Annotated in this window: 14 protein-coding genes; 4 read left to right on the top strand and 10 right to left on the bottom strand. The window is 50.4% G+C overall.

Annotated features, from left to right (window positions below):
* Positions 1-135 precede the first annotated feature (135 nt).
* The 6 genes from ACYQ1O_RS10015 to ACYQ1O_RS09990 all read right to left on the bottom strand — a co-directional run bounded on the left by ACYQ1O_RS10015 (position 136) and on the right by ACYQ1O_RS09990 (position 5,853).
* A complete protein-coding gene (locus ACYQ1O_RS10015) occupies positions 136-1,209 on the bottom strand; it encodes a sulfate/molybdate ABC transporter ATP-binding protein (protein ID WP_459991541.1) in 1,074 nt (357 codons plus the stop codon).
* Between the two features lie 10 nt (positions 1,210-1,219).
* Positions 1,220-2,092 (bottom strand): sulfate ABC transporter permease subunit CysW, encoded by an 873-nt coding sequence (gene cysW, locus ACYQ1O_RS10010; RefSeq protein ID WP_459991540.1) that lies wholly within the window; start codon positions 2,090-2,092, stop codon positions 1,220-1,222.
* Between the two features lie 9 nt (positions 2,093-2,101).
* Positions 2,102-2,956: a sulfate ABC transporter permease subunit CysT gene (gene cysT / locus ACYQ1O_RS10005; protein ID WP_459991539.1), complete on the bottom strand. Its 855-nt coding sequence runs from the start codon at positions 2,954-2,956 to the stop codon at positions 2,102-2,104.
* Between the two features lie 80 nt (positions 2,957-3,036).
* Positions 3,037-4,035 carry a sulfate ABC transporter substrate-binding protein gene (locus ACYQ1O_RS10000; protein WP_459991538.1) on the bottom strand — a complete coding sequence of 333 codons (999 nt, stop codon included), beginning with the start codon at positions 4,033-4,035 and terminating at the stop codon, positions 3,037-3,039.
* Between the two features lie 21 nt (positions 4,036-4,056).
* Entirely contained in the window at positions 4,057-5,547 is a 1,491-nt protein-coding gene (locus ACYQ1O_RS09995) for an OprO/OprP family phosphate-selective porin (RefSeq protein WP_459991537.1), read from the bottom strand.
* Positions 5,548-5,676: 129 nt separating this feature from the next.
* The gene (locus tag ACYQ1O_RS09990; RefSeq protein ID WP_459991536.1) at positions 5,677-5,853 is read right to left on the bottom strand and encodes a YezD family protein; all 177 of its coding nucleotides are present in this window, start codon (positions 5,851-5,853) and stop codon (positions 5,677-5,679) included.
* Between the two features lie 149 nt (positions 5,854-6,002).
* Here ACYQ1O_RS09990 and ACYQ1O_RS09985 point away from each other — a divergent pair, with 149 nt between their 5' ends.
* Positions 6,003-6,956 carry a CysB family HTH-type transcriptional regulator gene (locus ACYQ1O_RS09985; RefSeq protein ID WP_459991535.1) on the top strand — a complete coding sequence of 318 codons (954 nt, stop codon included), beginning with the start codon at positions 6,003-6,005 and terminating at the stop codon, positions 6,954-6,956.
* Here ACYQ1O_RS09985 and ACYQ1O_RS09980 read toward each other — a convergent pair.
* From ACYQ1O_RS09980 to trxB, 3 genes are read right to left on the bottom strand one after another with little or no spacing between them, the layout of a single operon-like run.
* Positions 6,953-7,654: an arginyltransferase gene (locus ACYQ1O_RS09980; RefSeq protein ID WP_459991534.1), complete on the bottom strand. Its 702-nt coding sequence runs from the start codon at positions 7,652-7,654 to the stop codon at positions 6,953-6,955. The two genes, ACYQ1O_RS09985 and ACYQ1O_RS09980, sit on opposite strands and share 4 nt — an antisense overlap.
* A complete protein-coding gene (gene aat / locus ACYQ1O_RS09975) occupies positions 7,639-8,334 on the bottom strand; it encodes a leucyl/phenylalanyl-tRNA--protein transferase (RefSeq protein WP_459991533.1) in 696 nt (231 codons plus the stop codon). Before aat ends, ACYQ1O_RS09980 begins: the two co-directional genes overlap by 16 nt.
* A gap of 50 nt (positions 8,335-8,384) precedes the next feature.
* On the bottom strand, positions 8,385-9,341 hold the full coding sequence (gene trxB / locus ACYQ1O_RS09970) for a thioredoxin-disulfide reductase (RefSeq protein ID WP_459991532.1): 957 nt from the start codon (positions 9,339-9,341) through the stop codon (positions 8,385-8,387).
* Positions 9,342-9,540: 199 nt separating this feature from the next.
* Here trxB and ACYQ1O_RS09965 point away from each other — a divergent pair, with 199 nt between their 5' ends.
* Positions 9,541-11,838: a DNA translocase FtsK gene (locus ACYQ1O_RS09965; protein WP_459991531.1), complete on the top strand. Its 2,298-nt coding sequence runs from the start codon at positions 9,541-9,543 to the stop codon at positions 11,836-11,838.
* A gap of 227 nt (positions 11,839-12,065) precedes the next feature.
* Here the strand turns inward: ACYQ1O_RS09965 and ACYQ1O_RS09960 are convergent, their stop codons facing one another.
* Complete coding sequence (locus ACYQ1O_RS09960; protein ID WP_459991530.1) at positions 12,066-12,209, bottom strand: hypothetical protein; 144 nt, start codon at positions 12,207-12,209, stop codon at positions 12,066-12,068.
* Between the two features lie 304 nt (positions 12,210-12,513).
* Between ACYQ1O_RS09960 and nadA the strand changes: the two genes are divergently transcribed.
* Positions 12,514-13,602, top strand: coding sequence for a quinolinate synthase NadA (gene nadA / locus ACYQ1O_RS09955; RefSeq protein WP_459991529.1), 1,089 nt, complete (start codon positions 12,514-12,516; stop codon positions 13,600-13,602).
* A 345-nt stretch (positions 13,603-13,947) separates the two neighbouring features.
* Positions 13,948-14,508, top strand: a complete 561-nt coding sequence (locus ACYQ1O_RS09950) for a hypothetical protein (RefSeq protein WP_459991528.1) — start codon at positions 13,948-13,950, stop codon at positions 14,506-14,508.
* The last annotated feature ends 26 nt before the right edge of the window (positions 14,509-14,534 follow it).

Here is a 14,534-nt window from a genome sequence, read left to right as displayed (position 1 = left end):
AATGATAAGTTACGCTATGGTTATTCCATTTGGTTATTTAGAAATGAGGAATTAGAGAAAAGACTTCAATATCAAGACCGTCAGACGCAAAAGCGTACAAGCATCCTTTTGTACGCCGTCTGACAAAAAGGCCAATCAACTCATTGCACGTGGTAAATGACCGCTGTCTTGGTGAAACCAATGTGCTTGGCGGATGGTCAGGTCAACCTTATCGCCCACCGCCAATTGCAATTGCTTAAACTGGTCGTTGGGCATTTCCGCATACAGCATTTCTGTGCCGCCGTTGGGTAAAGGCTTGGCGAGTTCAAGCCGGATCAACGCGCCCAAATGTTGCCAATCTTTTAAGGTAGCCGTCGCGGCACTGTCGCTGCTGGTCTTTTTCAGATCAATATCGTGCGGGCGCACATGCACACAATCTGGTTGTGGGGAAATATCCAAGCCCGACGATTTTAGCCAGTCGGTATGGTGAGGCTCCAAGGCAATAATGTTGGTGTCGCCAATAAAACGCGACACAAAGGCATTGGCGGGGTTGTCGTAAATTTCACTGGGCGAACCTTGTTGTTCCATATTGCCGTGATTGAACACCACGACTTGGCTGGCAACTTCCATTGCTTCTTCCTGATCGTGGGTGACGAAAATACTGGTGACATTCAGATCATCATGCAAATGCCGCAACCATTGCCGCAAATCTTTGCGCACGCTGGCATCCAACGCACCAAACGGCTCGTCCAACAACAACACCGAAGGCTCTACCGCCAAAGCGCGCGCCAAAGCGATACGCTGACGTTGCCCGCCCGACAATTGGTCGGGATAACGATCATGCAGCCAATCCAATTGCACCAAATCGAGCAAAGCATGAACTTTCTGACGGATTTGCGTTTCCGTTGGACGCAACTTGCGGGGTTTGACGCGCATACCGAAAGCGATATTTTCAAACACACTCATGTGCCGGAACAACGCATAATGCTGAAAGACAAAACCAATGCCGCGCTCGCGGATGTCGTGATGGGTTTTATCTTCGCCTTTCAACAGCACTTGTCCGCTGTCGGGGCGTTCCAGACCGGCGATAATCCGCAACAACGTGGTTTTGCCACAACCGGACGGCCCCAATAAGGCCACCAATTCGCCTTCGGGAATTTCCAAATTGATATTGTTCAGCGCCGAAAAGTTACCGAAACGCTTGGAAATGTTGCTTAAAATAATGCTCATAAAAATATCCTCAAGGTTTGGCGGCATGTGCCGCGTCGGTTGCTTCAGTACGTTTTCTGTTATTCTGCTGCTTCCATTCCAAAAATGACTTCACCACTAGGGTTACGACTGCCAACACCGTCAGCAACGATGCCCCTGCGAAAGCACCGACCGCGTTGTACTCGTTGTAAGTCGCTTCGACATGCAGCGGCAAGGTGTTGGTCAAGCCGGCGATATGCCCGGACACCACCGACACCGCGCCAAACTCGCCCATGGCCCGCGCATTGCACAGCACTACGCCGTACAGCAAACCCCATTTGATGTTTGGCAAAGTGATCTTAAAGAACATCGTCCAAGGTCCTGCGCCCATCGACAACGCCGCCTCTTCCTCTTCGCTGCCCATTTCTTGCATCAGCGGGATTAACTCCCGAGCAACGAACGGACAAGTGATGAACAAAGTGGCTAAAACAATGCCGGGTACGGCAAAAATGATTTTTACATCATGCGCTTGTAGCCATTCACCAAACCAACCGTTGGCACCGAACAGCAACACGAACAACAAACCCGCCGTCACGGGCGATACCGAAAAGGGCAAATCAATCAACGTGGTCAATAAGCCTTTGCCGGGAAACTCAAAACGAGCAATCGCCCAAGCCGCCGACACACCGAACACCACGCTGAGCGGCAAGGAAATCGCCGACACCAGCAACGTCAAACGGATCGCCGACACGGTATCGGGATTGCTGATTTGCTCGGCGTACGCTTGCCAACCTTTGGCAAGCGCTTGGAAAAAAATGCTGAACAACGGCAAACACAAGAACAAACCGATAATCAGCAAGGCGGCTGCGGTTAAACCATAACGCACCCAAACCGGGTCTTTCAAAGCTGCTTTCGTCATATGCATGGCAGTCTCCTAAGGTTTTGCTGTTTTCGGCGGCGCCGAACGTTTACGGATTAGCAATTGGAATAAATTGATCGCCAATAGCAACAAGAAAGAAATCACCAACATCGTCAAAGCCAACGCGGTTGCGCCTGCGTAATCGTATTGCTCCAATTTGGTGATAATCAAAAGCGGGACAATTTCGGACACATAGGGCAAGTTGCCGGCAATAAAAATGACTGACCCGTATTCACCGACACCACGGGCAAAAGCCATCGCAAAACCGGTGATGGCGGCAGGCAAGACATTGGGGAAGATGATTTTGCTGAAAATTTGCCAGCGTGATGCGCCCATCGACGAGGCCGCCTCTTCCATACTCGGGTCGATTTCTTGCAGAACCGGTTCGATGGTGCGGACGATGAACGGCAAGCCGATAAAAATCAGCGCCACCACAATACCTGCAGGTTTAAAGGCAATTTTGACACCTAGCAAGTCATTGATCGGCCCGCCTAGCCAGCCGTTCGGCGCGTACAAAGACGCCAAAACAATACCGGCAACGGCGGTCGGCAACGCGAAAGGCAAGTCGATAATGGCGTCGAAGAAACGCTTGGCAGGCAGCGGATAACGCACCAACACCCAAGCCAAGATAAAGCCAAAAACTAAGGCGATTAACGCAGCTATCAAAGCGCAAAAAAAACTGACTCGGAAAGACGCTTGCACCCGTTCATTACTGATAATATCCAGATAGCCAGACCAGGTCAGGTCGGAATCCGGTTGTAGGATTTTAAACACCAAAGTGCTTAGCGGAATCAACACCACCAAGCTTAAATACAATAAAGTAAAGCCCAAAGCCGGTCGAAAACCCGGCAAAATATTTGTTTTGCTCATTTAGGTTGTCCTGTTACGAGTTGTGGGTTTGCGGGCAATAAAGCCCGCAAGCAGCAGTCAAGATGACCGCGCCGTTTTGTTTATCGCCCATAAATCTGGTCAAACACCCCTTCATCGGCAAAATGGGTTTCTTGGGCTTTATCCCAACCGCCGAATTGTTGGATAGTCACCAATTCTAACTTTGGGAACTGTTGGGCATACTTGGCGGCAATATCTTTATCGGCAGGGCGATAGAAGTTTTTCGCAACCAATTCTTGACCTTCTTTGCTATAAAGGTATTTGAGATATTCCGTCGCCACTTCGGTCGTGCCATGTTTGCGGGCAACATCTTCCACCACTGCAACCGGTGGCTCCGCCAAAATGCTTAACGAAGGCACGACAATTTCATAGTTGTCCGCACCAAATTGCTGCTTGACCAAGAACGCTTCGTTTTCCCAAGTAATCAGCACATCGCCAATTTCGCGCTCGGCAAAACTGGTGGTTGATCCACGTGCGCCCGTATCTAAAACTGCCGTGTTTTTGAAGAGTTTGCCAACAAACTCTTTGGCAGCATCTTCGCTGCCGCCATTGGCTTTCAGCGCATACGCCCAAGCCGCCAGATAATTCCAACGCGCACCACCCGACGTTTTCGGATTGGGTGTCACCACGCTCACGCCCGATTTCACCAAATCACCCCAATCTTTAATCGCCAACGGATTGCCTTTACGCACCACAAAAACGATGGTTGAAGTGTACGGCGAACTGTTGTTCGGCAGCAGCGATTGCCAGTTTTCGGGAATCAGCTTGCGCTTGGCATATAGCTGGTTCACGTCATATCCCAAGGCCAGCGTCACGACATCGGCTTCCAGACCATCCAAAACAGCGCGGGCTTGCTTGCCGCTGCCGCCGTGCGATTGCCGGATATTGACCTTTTCGCCACCTTTAAGCGCTTGCCAATGTTTGGCAAACACTTCGTTGTAGGCTTTGTAAAGTTCGCGGGTCGGGTCATAAGAAACATTGAGCAGGTCAATGTCAGCTTGTGCTGCCGTGCCCGCTAAGGCCAAAGTTGCGGCGAAAATAATATTGCTGAATTTATTCATAATTTTTCCTTACTGATGCCATTAGAACGAAACTTGGAAACGGGTTGCGAAAACCCGCTCGGTAGGACGGTCACCACCATTGGCTGCGCCGCCGTCGAACGAAACTTGTTCATAATCGGCACGGACCAAGGCAAAATTGTTGAGATACCAGTTAGCTCCTAAAGTCCACGCGGTGGCTTGCCAGGCCGAACTGTTGGCGTTGACAATCACAAAGGTCGCGTCATCAACTTCCAACTGGCTCCAGCGGGCTGCCAATTGCAGTGCGCCCCAATGTCCGTGTAATGGATCAAAGCTTTGGATAGGCTTGATTGAACCAAAGCTGTTGTCTTCGCCTGTCACCACATACGAAGCCAATGCTTGCCAAGCCGTGTTGTCCTGCCTGACTGACGTTGTGCCACTTTTCAGGGTTTGTGAAGACACCACGTATTCCGCCATCAACCCAAACGGACCGGCATACCAATAGGCTTGCGGATACAAACGGTAGGCATCGCCATCGGAAACCGGTGCGACAAAACCAGTGTTGGTTTTGGTGTAATCCAGATAGGTATTTCTGCCGATAGGCGTACGTTGGTTAATCATGCCCAGTCCTGATGGCTTGGCCAATGAACCCGACACACCTAAGCCAAAGCCTTCAAACCAAGAAAAGCCTGAATGCTGGAATGGATGGGCAAACAAACGCGCAACCAATTCTTTGTTGTCATTGCTGTCTGGCGCATTGTTGTTAAAGTTGCAGTCATCGCCGCAACCGTTGAACAGGCCAATTTGATAGGTAAAGGCATTTTTGGCGTCGATAGCGCCTGGCACGTTTTCGGCTTTATAGCCCGGCATACCAAAACCGCCATGCAGCTGCACACCGACATCACGGTTACTAGCCAAATAGGTAGGAAAGGCGCGCTCTAAGAATGTGCCGTCGGCATCGCCTTGTAAGCGTTCAAGGCTGAGCGCTGGCTTAAATTTACCCACCAGCAAGCTGGCGGAAGGGTGATAGGCATAATCGATGTAAGCATCTGGCAATATATCGCCGCCAGCTGCAAAATCGGGCATCAGTTTGTAATAAATATCTTTAAAAACAAAACCCTCAATCCAAACACGACCTTGCTTCAGCTCCATGGAGTCCACGCCTTTATCGGTGGTGTCTTCCCAGAAAAAGCGACCATCAGCCTGCGCGGCACCACGGAAACGCACTTGATGGCGACCATCTGATGAAGTAATTCTAAAGCCGCTGTCGCCCGCATCGAATTTTGGGAGCTTTTTGAACGCACCTGTCGTCACCTCATCCTGCACTTCTAGCTTGCGCTCTAAGGTGTTGACTTTGCGGGTGAGTTTTTCAACCGCTGCATTGGCGGCTGGTGCGGGGGTTTTAGCGGCAGGCTCGAGTTTTTCCAGACGGCTTTCCAGCTCGCGGATACGCTGTTCCAAAGCCGAAACGTCGGGGGATTGGGCAAATCCAGGGATGGCGATAAACGCCGTGGAGATTCCGACCGCCAGCGCGGTTAATCGAAAGTGTGGCATATTTTTTCCTTAAAAAAAATAGCTAACTTCCGGTCGTCCGGTCGGTCTGCTTGCGGGGATAATACAGTTTTGACCTCAACCGCTCCGTTGTTACGGTAGCCGATGGGAAGGCCTAATCATTAAAATTTTTTACAGCTTGTTTTTGTCAAACCGCTGTTTTTCTTTACGCTCAATTTGCACGACTTTGCTCTCATGAACGGTAATTTCAACCGAACCGAAGCGTATGCCTTGCAAAGCCGCCACGATTTGCTCGGTTATTTCCGAAGGCAGCGGCGGCTCTTGTTGTTTTTTTGCATCTGTTGTCATCGTCTGATGCCTCTTAAAAGTTGAAATGTGAAATAGAAACTGGCTTCAGCAATCTGGTGGCTACTATACCAGCCACTATTTAGAACTTTTAATGATATGTTAAGATATGTTTATCTTTAATAATTATATAAGACCTACTGGCAAACCCCATGAAGCTGCACCAATTACGTTATATCCGCGAAGTAATGCGCCGTGATTTGAATGTTTCGCAGGCTGCCGAAGCCCTGCACACCTCGCAATCGGGCATCAGCAAACAAATCCAATTACTGGAAGAAGAGCTGAACCTGCATATTTTTAAGCGTAGCGGCAAACGTTTAACCGGCGTGACCGAATCGGGCAAACTCATTTTAAATTTATCCGAACGCATCTTGCGTGAGGTGGAAAACATCAAACAGGTGGGGGAGGAGTTCAGCAAAAAGGAAGCCGGTACGCTGTCGATAGCCGCCACGCATACCCAGGCGCGCTACCGCTTACCCGCGGTGGTGAAAGTATTTATGGATCGTTATCCTGAAGTGAAATTGAACATTCACCAAGGCAATCCCACGCAAGTCGCGGAACTGGTGGCCAACGGCGAGGCCGATATAGGCATTGCCACCGAATTTATCAGCACTTATGAAAAGCTACTGTGTTTTCCTTGCTATCAATGGAACCGTTGCGTGATTGCACCACATTCGCATCCTATCTTTGACGGACAGGCACTGACGCTGGAAAAAATCACCCGCTATCCGCTCATCACTTACGACTTCAGCATCACTGGCGGTTCGTTGGTGAACCGCGTGTTTGCCCAAGCAGGCTTGGAACCCAACGTGGTGCTGACGGCGATTGACGCCGACGTTATCAAAACTTACGTCACTTTGGGCTTAGGAATCGGTTTGCTAGCTAACTTGGCCTACGACCCCGAACGCGATACCGATTTGGCCCTGCTCGATGCCAGCCATTTGTTTCCGCCCAGCACCACCTATTTGGGCATCCGCCGTGAAGCGTTTTTACGGGGCTTTATGTACGATTTTATCCAATTGCTGGCACCGCAATTTGACCGTAAATCGGTCGATGCGGCGTTATCGGGCGTGTCGATCAACCGGCTGTTTTTAGGGTTTATCTAAACCCAACGCCCGTCAACCAACAACTGCATGGGCTGGAAGTTCTTTTTGTAAGACATCTTGGCGCTGTTTTCTATGTAAAAACCCAAGTAGACATACTCGCGCCGTTCGGCAAGCGCGTGTTGGATTTGCCATAAAACCGCATAAGTGCCTAGGCTATGGCTAGGGAAGTTAGGGTCAAAAAAAGTGTATACCGCAGACAAGGCGTTATCGAGACGATCAACGACGGCAACGGCCACCAGCTGCTGGTCAATCGAAAACTCCACAAACACCGTGTCGCACCAAGTGCTGCCTAAAAAAGCAATGTATTGTTCCGGCGAGCAAGTCGCCATATCGCCATCACAATGCCTGGCCTGCTGGTAACGCAGATACAAATCGTAATGGGCTTGCTCGAAGACAGGCGGCTTAATGACCACTTGGGTATTTTGATTGTTAGCTTGGCAACGTTTTTGGCTACGGTTGGGCTTGAAGTCCTTAACTGACAAGCGGCTGGAAAGGCAGGATGTACAATAGGGGCAACCAGGCCGATAAACGTCATCACCGCTACGCCTAAAACCATGTTCAATCAATTGCGCGTAGATGCTGGCCGTCATCGGAAAATCGGTGTTGACAAAGTGCGACTGGGCAGCCGCATTCTCAATATAGCTGCACGGATGCGGATAGGTTTTGACTAGCGGTATGGATATCAAGGTATTTGCCATGCTAATGGATCGGCAGGAAGCGGTACAAGGTGGTCAAGCAAAGCTTTAAAATCGGTGCGGCTAATTTCTTCCGCCCCCAAGCTTGCCAAATGCGGGTTATAGACTTGGCAATCGATCAGTTCATAATTCCAATCCAGCAACTGCTCAACTAATTTGGCAAATGCCACTTTAGAAGCGTCGGTACGGGTATGGAACATGGATTCGCCAAAAAATACCCGACCAATCGCCACGCCATACAAGCCGCCCACCAATTCGCCATCTTGCCAAGCTTCGGCAGAATGGGCGATGCCATTTTTGTGCATATAGTTGTAAGCACGTTTAATATCATTGCTGATCCACGTACCTGCCGCCTTGGCGCGCGGTTTGGAACACGCATCAATAACTCGGCTGAACGCTTGGTCAATGGTAACGGTGTACCCATTTTTGCGTAAGGTTTTCCGCAAACTCTGCGAAATATGCAAACGCTGGGGGAAAATCACCGTGCGCGGATCGGGTGACCACCACAGAATGGGTTCGTGTGGATCATACCAAGGAAAAATGCCGTGGCGATAGGCGTTAATCAGCCGCTGTTGCGACAAACAACCGCCAATCGCCAGCAGCCCGTCCGGCTCTTGTAGAGCTTGCTCTAAAGACGGAAATGCTTGGTTAGGATTTTTAGGGTTTAAGATAGGAACGCGCATAGTTATCGACTAAACGCGGAAGGCGCAATACCCCTCCCGCACCGGCATCATCAACCCACCAACTCGTCGAGGAACTTCTCTGCATCCAATGCCGCCATACAGCCTGCACCCGCCGAAGTAATCGCTTGTTTGTAAACCGAATCCATCACATCGCCCGCCGCAAACACGCCTTCTACGCTAGTTGCCGTGGCGTTGCCGTTGATGCCGCTACGCACTTTAATATAGCCATGCGCCATCTCAAGCTGGCCTTCAAAGATGCCGGTATTCGGTGTATGCCCAATGGCGATAAACACGCCATGCACATCAATATCTTGGGTTGAGCCATCGTTCACGTTTTTGACGCGCATACCGGTGACACCCATTTCGTCGCCCAGCACTTCATCCAAGGTATTGTGCCAGAGGATTTCGACATTACCGTTTTTGGCTTTTTCCAACAGCTTGTCGGACAAGATTTTCTCGGAACGGAATTTGTCGCGACGATGGATAACGGTCACTTTTGAAGCGATATTCGACAAATACAAAGCCTCTTCAACAGCCGTGTTGCCACCGCCAATCACAGCGACTGGTTTATTGCGGTAGAAAAAACCATCGCAAGTGGCACAAGCGGAAACACCTTTACCTTTGAAGGCTTCCTCCGAATCCAAGCCCAAATAACGTGCCGATGCGCCGGTGGCGATAATCAGTGCATCGCAAGTATAGACCCCCGAATCCCCAGTTAGGGTGAATGGTCGGGCGGACAAATCAGCAGTATGGATATGGTCGAAAACGATTTCAGTATCAAAACGTTCGGCGTGGCGGCGCATTCTGTCCATCAAATCAGGGCCTTGCAAACCTTCCACATCACCCGGCCAATTATCGACTTCGGTAGTGGTCGTCAATTGCCCGCCTTGCTGCATACCCGTGATGATAACGGGGTTTAAATTGGCACGGGCGGCATAAACGGCGGCGGTATAACCGGCAGGGCCGGAACCTAAAATCAGTAATCGACAATGCTTAACTTCGCTCATTACAAAATCTCAATAGAAACAAGTGGAAAATGCTGCAATTATGCAGGTGAAAGGCGATGCCGACAACGTTAATATTCACAAAGCCCTTGCCGGACGCAGGCTGGCAGCGAAAACCGATAATCGGCGTTATTAATGCGGAACCTGCACTCATTCAGCTATAATTTTGTTTTAATGATATTAATTTATCGAGCCATTGTTTATGTCTGCCGTGCTAGAAGAAAAAAAACCACGCGGGTTACGCGAAATTGTAGTTTTGGCCTTTATTGTCGTGGCCTTATTTTATTTAACGGCACTGGTTACGTTCAGCAACGAAGACGCTGGCTGGACACACAGCAGCAGCGTTTCATCAAAACCACTTAATGCGGGTGGTGTCATGGGGGCTTGGCTCGCAGATTTCAGCCTGAGTTTTTTTGGCTTGTGCGCCTACTATTTTCCGCTGCTGATGCTCTGGAGCGCCTATCTGCTTTTCGCGCAAAACATCAACCGCGAAAAACTGCTGTTCGCTGTCATGGGAAGCTTGGCAACGCTGGTTTCATCGGCGGCATTGCTCAGTTTGTATGTCTTTCGGATTGGTATTGAATTGCCGCACCGCACGGGTGGCATCCTTGGTCAGGAAGTGGGCGACAAACTCATGTTCCTGTTCGGCAACAGCGGCGCGTCGATGTTCTTGCTGGCCTTGCTGCTGGCAGGCATCAGCCTGATGACGGAAGTCAGCTGGATACGGCTGATTGATTGGGTCGGCAAACTGACTTTCGGCGCGTTCATGATGGTTGGGCAAGCTTTTGCCGGGCTGTTCCGCAAACCGGAAAAAAGCACCCGCTTTAGCCGCTTTGAGGATGAAGTAAGCGATGAGGGCGAAACCGATGACGAAAGCGCAGAACCCGCTGCCGAAACCGTCATCATCAAAGGCACCAAAAACCCGAAAGCAAAAACCACCAAGCCTAGCAAACCAAACAAACCGCAACCCGCGCCCGTTTATGATTTAAGCGAAGGCGTATTGCCCAGCCTCGAATTGCTGGACATCCGCGAAAACCACGTCAGCGGCTACAGCCAAGAAGATTTGGAAGCCATGTCTCGGCGCGTGGAAGAAATCCTTGCCGACTTTAACGTCACTGTCAGCGTGGTGGGCTTTCACCCTGGCCCGGTTATCACCCGCTTTGATTTGCAACCAGCTGCAGGCGTAAAAGTCAGCCGTATCAGTTCATTATCGAAAGATTTGGCGCGCGCCTTGTTGGTCACCAGCGTGCGGATTGTCGAAATTGTGCCAGGCAAATCGGTGGTTGGTCTGGAAATTCCTAACCGCGAGCGGGAAATGGTCAACCTGCGTGAACTGTTAGTATCCGCCAATTTCAGTAAAGCCAAATCCTTGCTTACCTTAGCGATGGGCAAAGACATTGCCGGTACGCCGATGGTGGCCGATTTGGGCAAAATGCCTCACGCGCTGGTGGCAGGTACCACCGGCTCAGGTAAATCGGTCGCCATCAACACCATGATCCTCAGCTTGCTGTACAAAGCCACACCCGAACAAGTGCGGATGATTATGATCGACCCGAAGATGCTGGAATTGTCGGTTTACGAAGGTATCCCGCATTTGCTCACGCCCGTGGTCACCGACATGAAAGAAGCCAGCAACGCCTTGCGCTGGGCGGTGGGCGAAATGGAGCGGCGTTATAAATTGATGTCAAAAATGGGCGTGCGCAATTTGGCAGGTTTCAACCAACTGATTGAAGACGCCACCGAACGCGGCGAAACCATCCGCGACCCGCTGTTCCAAATCATGAACCCGCTGGAAGAATTCGACAGCATCCCTACCCTGTCGACCTTGCCCAGCATCGTCATCGTCATCGACGAGCTAGCCGATATGATGATGATCGTCGGCAAAAAAGTGGAAGAGCTGATCGCCCGCTTGGCACAAAAAGCCCGCGCCGCCGGCATCCATTTAATCCTAGCCACGCAGCGGCCTTCGGTTGATGTATTGACAGGCTTGATTAAAGCCAACGTGCCGACGCGTATTTCCTTCCAAGTTTCCTCGCGCATCGACTCGCGTACCATCCTTGACCAAGGCGGTGCGGAAACCTTGTTGGGCAACGGCGACATGCTGTTTTTGCCCTCCGGGACCAGCATCCCCATCCGCGCCCATGGTGCGTTTGTTGATGATCACGAAGTGCATCGCGTGGTGGAGTTTTTAAAACAAACCGCACCCGCCAATTACTTGGACGAAATCACCCAAGACATCAGCGAAGGCGGCGACGGCTTTAGCATGGGCGGCGGTAGCGGCAACAATAACGGCAGTGAGAACGACGCGCTCTATGATGAAGCCGTGCTGTTCGTCACCGACAGCCGTAAAGCCTCCATTTCCAGTGTGCAACGGCGTTTTAAAATCGGCTACAACCGCGCCGCCAGCATTATCGAAAGCATGGAAGCGGCAGGCGTGGTCAGTGCGGCGGAATCTAACGGATCAAGAGTGGTGTTGGCACCTCCACCGGTTAGGGATTAAGCCGTCAACCCTGTCTTGAAGCGCCGTAGGGGCAAATGCATTCGCCTTATGCGGATAAATCCGCACCTACACAAAAATCATTAGCGAAATTCCAACATTGGCTGGGCAACCGCCACAGTCGCTACTGTCCAAGGAGTGAAAAATCATGATTTTTCACTCCGACTCTTTAAGCTTCTCTATCAGGCATAAGTTGGGTTGCCCGCTTTGGGCAACCCAACGCAGCCTAGTTAAGCAAAGGCAAAATCTGCCAAAGCCGTTTGTGCCGTGCCTTGCAATGTACCAATCAAAGTCAGTTCGGTATTGCTGACGGTTGCGTCTGCGGCAGCTGATTTAAAAAAATACATCGCGCTGTCAGCCCCGTTATCAACCACAAACACACGGATATCGCCCGCTGCATGCGATGCTGGCGGAACCCGTTGCCGTTGCGGGCTTGGATGCTGATATTGTAATTGTCCATTCTGTTTGCCTAGTTATTAGTAAACATTAAAAGACGTTTAGGTTGGCAGTATTATGGACAGTTTCTGACTGAAATGTCAGCCCGCCTTTACAACACTTTTTAGCGCATAAAAAGCCGCGCGCTTTATTCAACAATCCAAAACCAAAAAACCAGTTTTGTCGCCCGCCTGTTCGGTGTTTAATAGGCAAGTTATTTGACTCCTATCTATCAGCAAAACCATGACTTTACCTTTTGAAGATTACGCCTTACTCGATGACGAAGAATGTGATGCCCGCATTGTTGCCGCCAAAGCCCAGCTGGGTAGCCGATGTGTGGTGCTGGGGCATCATTACCAGCGCAATGAGGTGTTCAAACATGCCGACTTTACTGGCGATTCGCTAAAGCTTTCGCGCGACGCTGCCCAGTCTGAAGCCGAATATATTGTGTTCTGTGGCGTGCATTTTATGGCGGAGGTGGCGGATATTTTGTCGCGTCCTGAGCAAATTGCCATTTTGCCGGATTTGGCGGCGGGCTGTTCGATGGCGGATATGGCTAACCTGATGAAGGTGCAAAAATGCTGGCAGGAGCTGGCGGAAATTATTGATGTCGATAATGAAGTCACGCCGGTCACTTATATTAATTCCGCCGCCGATTTGAAGGCGTTTTGCGGCAAACACGACGGCATTGTCTGCACTTCGTCCAACGCCCGCAAAATTTTGGAGTGGAGCTTTGCCAAGCGCAGCAAGGTACTGTTTTTCCCTGACCAGCATTTAGGCCGCAATACCGGTCATCGCATGGGCATTCCTTTGGAGCAAATGGTTACGTGGGATTTCAACCAGCCGATGGGCGGTTTGACCGAACAGCAAATCCGCGACGCGAAAATAATTTTATGGAACGGGCATTGTTCGGTGCATCAGGTGTTTAAACCTGAACAAATCGACAATTTTTTGGAGAAGTTCCCTGAAACGAAAATCATCGCCCATCCTGAGGCGTGTTTTGAGGTGTGCGAGAAAGCGGAATATGTCGGCTCGACCGAGTACATTTTAAAAACCGTGCGCGAAGCCGAAGCCAACACCCGCTGGTTGGTGGCAACCGAGTTGAATTTGGTCAACCGCTTGCACGAAGAATGCAAAGGCGATGGCAAAAACGTGCATTTTATGTCGCCGATGTTGTGCATGTGTTCAACCATGTTCCGGACCGATCCGCAGCATTTGGCTTGGGTGTTGGAAAACTTGGCAGCAGGCCATGTCATTAACCGGATAAGCGTTGACGCCGAAGAAGCCCGCTTGGCGAAGACGACTTTGGATAACATGCTGTTGGTCAGTTAATGATTGCAAGGTTCCGGCGATATTAAGTTATCTGCCGGAACAAACCTTTCAATCCGTGCCGCCCGCGCCACCACCTTAAAGAACAACCTCTTCACCAACCTCATGAAAAATAGGGGATTTTCATAGGTTCGGCAAGCACTGCAATACCCGCCCAAACGTCAGTCCTTTTCCCGTTTTTATCCAAATCCAGCACTGACCGCGCTTGATGGGCATCTTTGGATAATCCAATAGGCAATCTTAAGCAGTAAAATCGAATAAGGCTTGCGGAAACCGCGAACTCGGATTTATAGTCTGGATATTTTCTTAAGGTGCTGGATTTATCAATACCAAACGTGGAGTTTGACTATGAACACTTTCTTAGCCTTTTTTTCGGGTAGGCAAAAAAATCGCCTGATGCTGTTAAGCCTGTTGTTGGGCTTGGCGTTGCTGTCAGGTTGTGACAATCACAAAGAAACCCGGAGCTCTGCCGAAGCGGCAATAGAAAAATTTGAACATACCACTATTTTGGAAGGGTATGTCAGCAACAACAAAAGGCGCTTAAAACTGGGGGCGATTAAAGCAACGGACAGCGACAACCGCTTGGTTGCCATCACCCACTTAAAAAACACCGCCCATTACGAAATAGAAATCCCCGCCGGTACGGTGCTGCCGATTGTGCTGACCTTTTATGCCGACATTCAGGAAGGTGCAGAAAAAATGACCGTCGCCGTGGTGGATGCCGACATCATCCAATATGACATCAATCCTTTAACCACCGCCATCGCCAAACGCGCCATGGCCTTGGGCGGCTACAGCCATGTCAACATGATGCGGGCGGCGGAAGAAAGCGTGCACGTCCCCGATGCCAACAAAACCACTGCCGGCTTTAAAGGCGACACCACCAAGCAATACGGTGGCTGGCATTAGAATCACACGCACAAGACAAAAACCTT

Source organism: Methylosoma difficile (genome assembly GCF_054657615.1).
This window is presented reverse-complemented; position numbering and strand designations above follow the sequence as displayed.

Coding starts and splice junctions, on each gene's coding strand:
- ACYQ1O_RS09965 (WP_459991531.1), top strand. CDS start 9,541: ATGTCTGCCGTGCTAGAAGAAAAAAAACCACGCGGGTTACGCGAAATT.
- aat (WP_459991533.1), bottom strand. CDS start 8,334: ATGCGCGTTCCTATCTTAAACCCTAAAAATCCTAACCAAGCATTTCCG.
- cysT (WP_459991539.1), bottom strand. CDS start 2,956: ATGAGCAAAACAAATATTTTGCCGGGTTTTCGACCGGCTTTGGGCTTT.
- ACYQ1O_RS09985 (WP_459991535.1), top strand. CDS start 6,003: ATGAAGCTGCACCAATTACGTTATATCCGCGAAGTAATGCGCCGTGAT.
- trxB (WP_459991532.1), bottom strand. CDS start 9,341: ATGAGCGAAGTTAAGCATTGTCGATTACTGATTTTAGGTTCCGGCCCT.
- ACYQ1O_RS10015 (WP_459991541.1), bottom strand. CDS start 1,209: ATGAGCATTATTTTAAGCAACATTTCCAAGCGTTTCGGTAACTTTTCG.
- ACYQ1O_RS09990 (WP_459991536.1), bottom strand. CDS start 5,853: ATGACAACAGATGCAAAAAAACAACAAGAGCCGCCGCTGCCTTCGGAA.
- nadA (WP_459991529.1), top strand. CDS start 12,514: ATGACTTTACCTTTTGAAGATTACGCCTTACTCGATGACGAAGAATGT.
- cysW (WP_459991540.1), bottom strand. CDS start 2,092: ATGCATATGACGAAAGCAGCTTTGAAAGACCCGGTTTGGGTGCGTTAT.
- ACYQ1O_RS10000 (WP_459991538.1), bottom strand. CDS start 4,035: ATGAATAAATTCAGCAATATTATTTTCGCCGCAACTTTGGCCTTAGCG.
- ACYQ1O_RS09950 (WP_459991528.1), top strand. CDS start 13,948: ATGAACACTTTCTTAGCCTTTTTTTCGGGTAGGCAAAAAAATCGCCTG.
- ACYQ1O_RS09995 (WP_459991537.1), bottom strand. CDS start 5,547: ATGCCACACTTTCGATTAACCGCGCTGGCGGTCGGAATCTCCACGGCG.
- ACYQ1O_RS09980 (WP_459991534.1), bottom strand. CDS start 7,654: ATGGCAAATACCTTGATATCCATACCGCTAGTCAAAACCTATCCGCAT.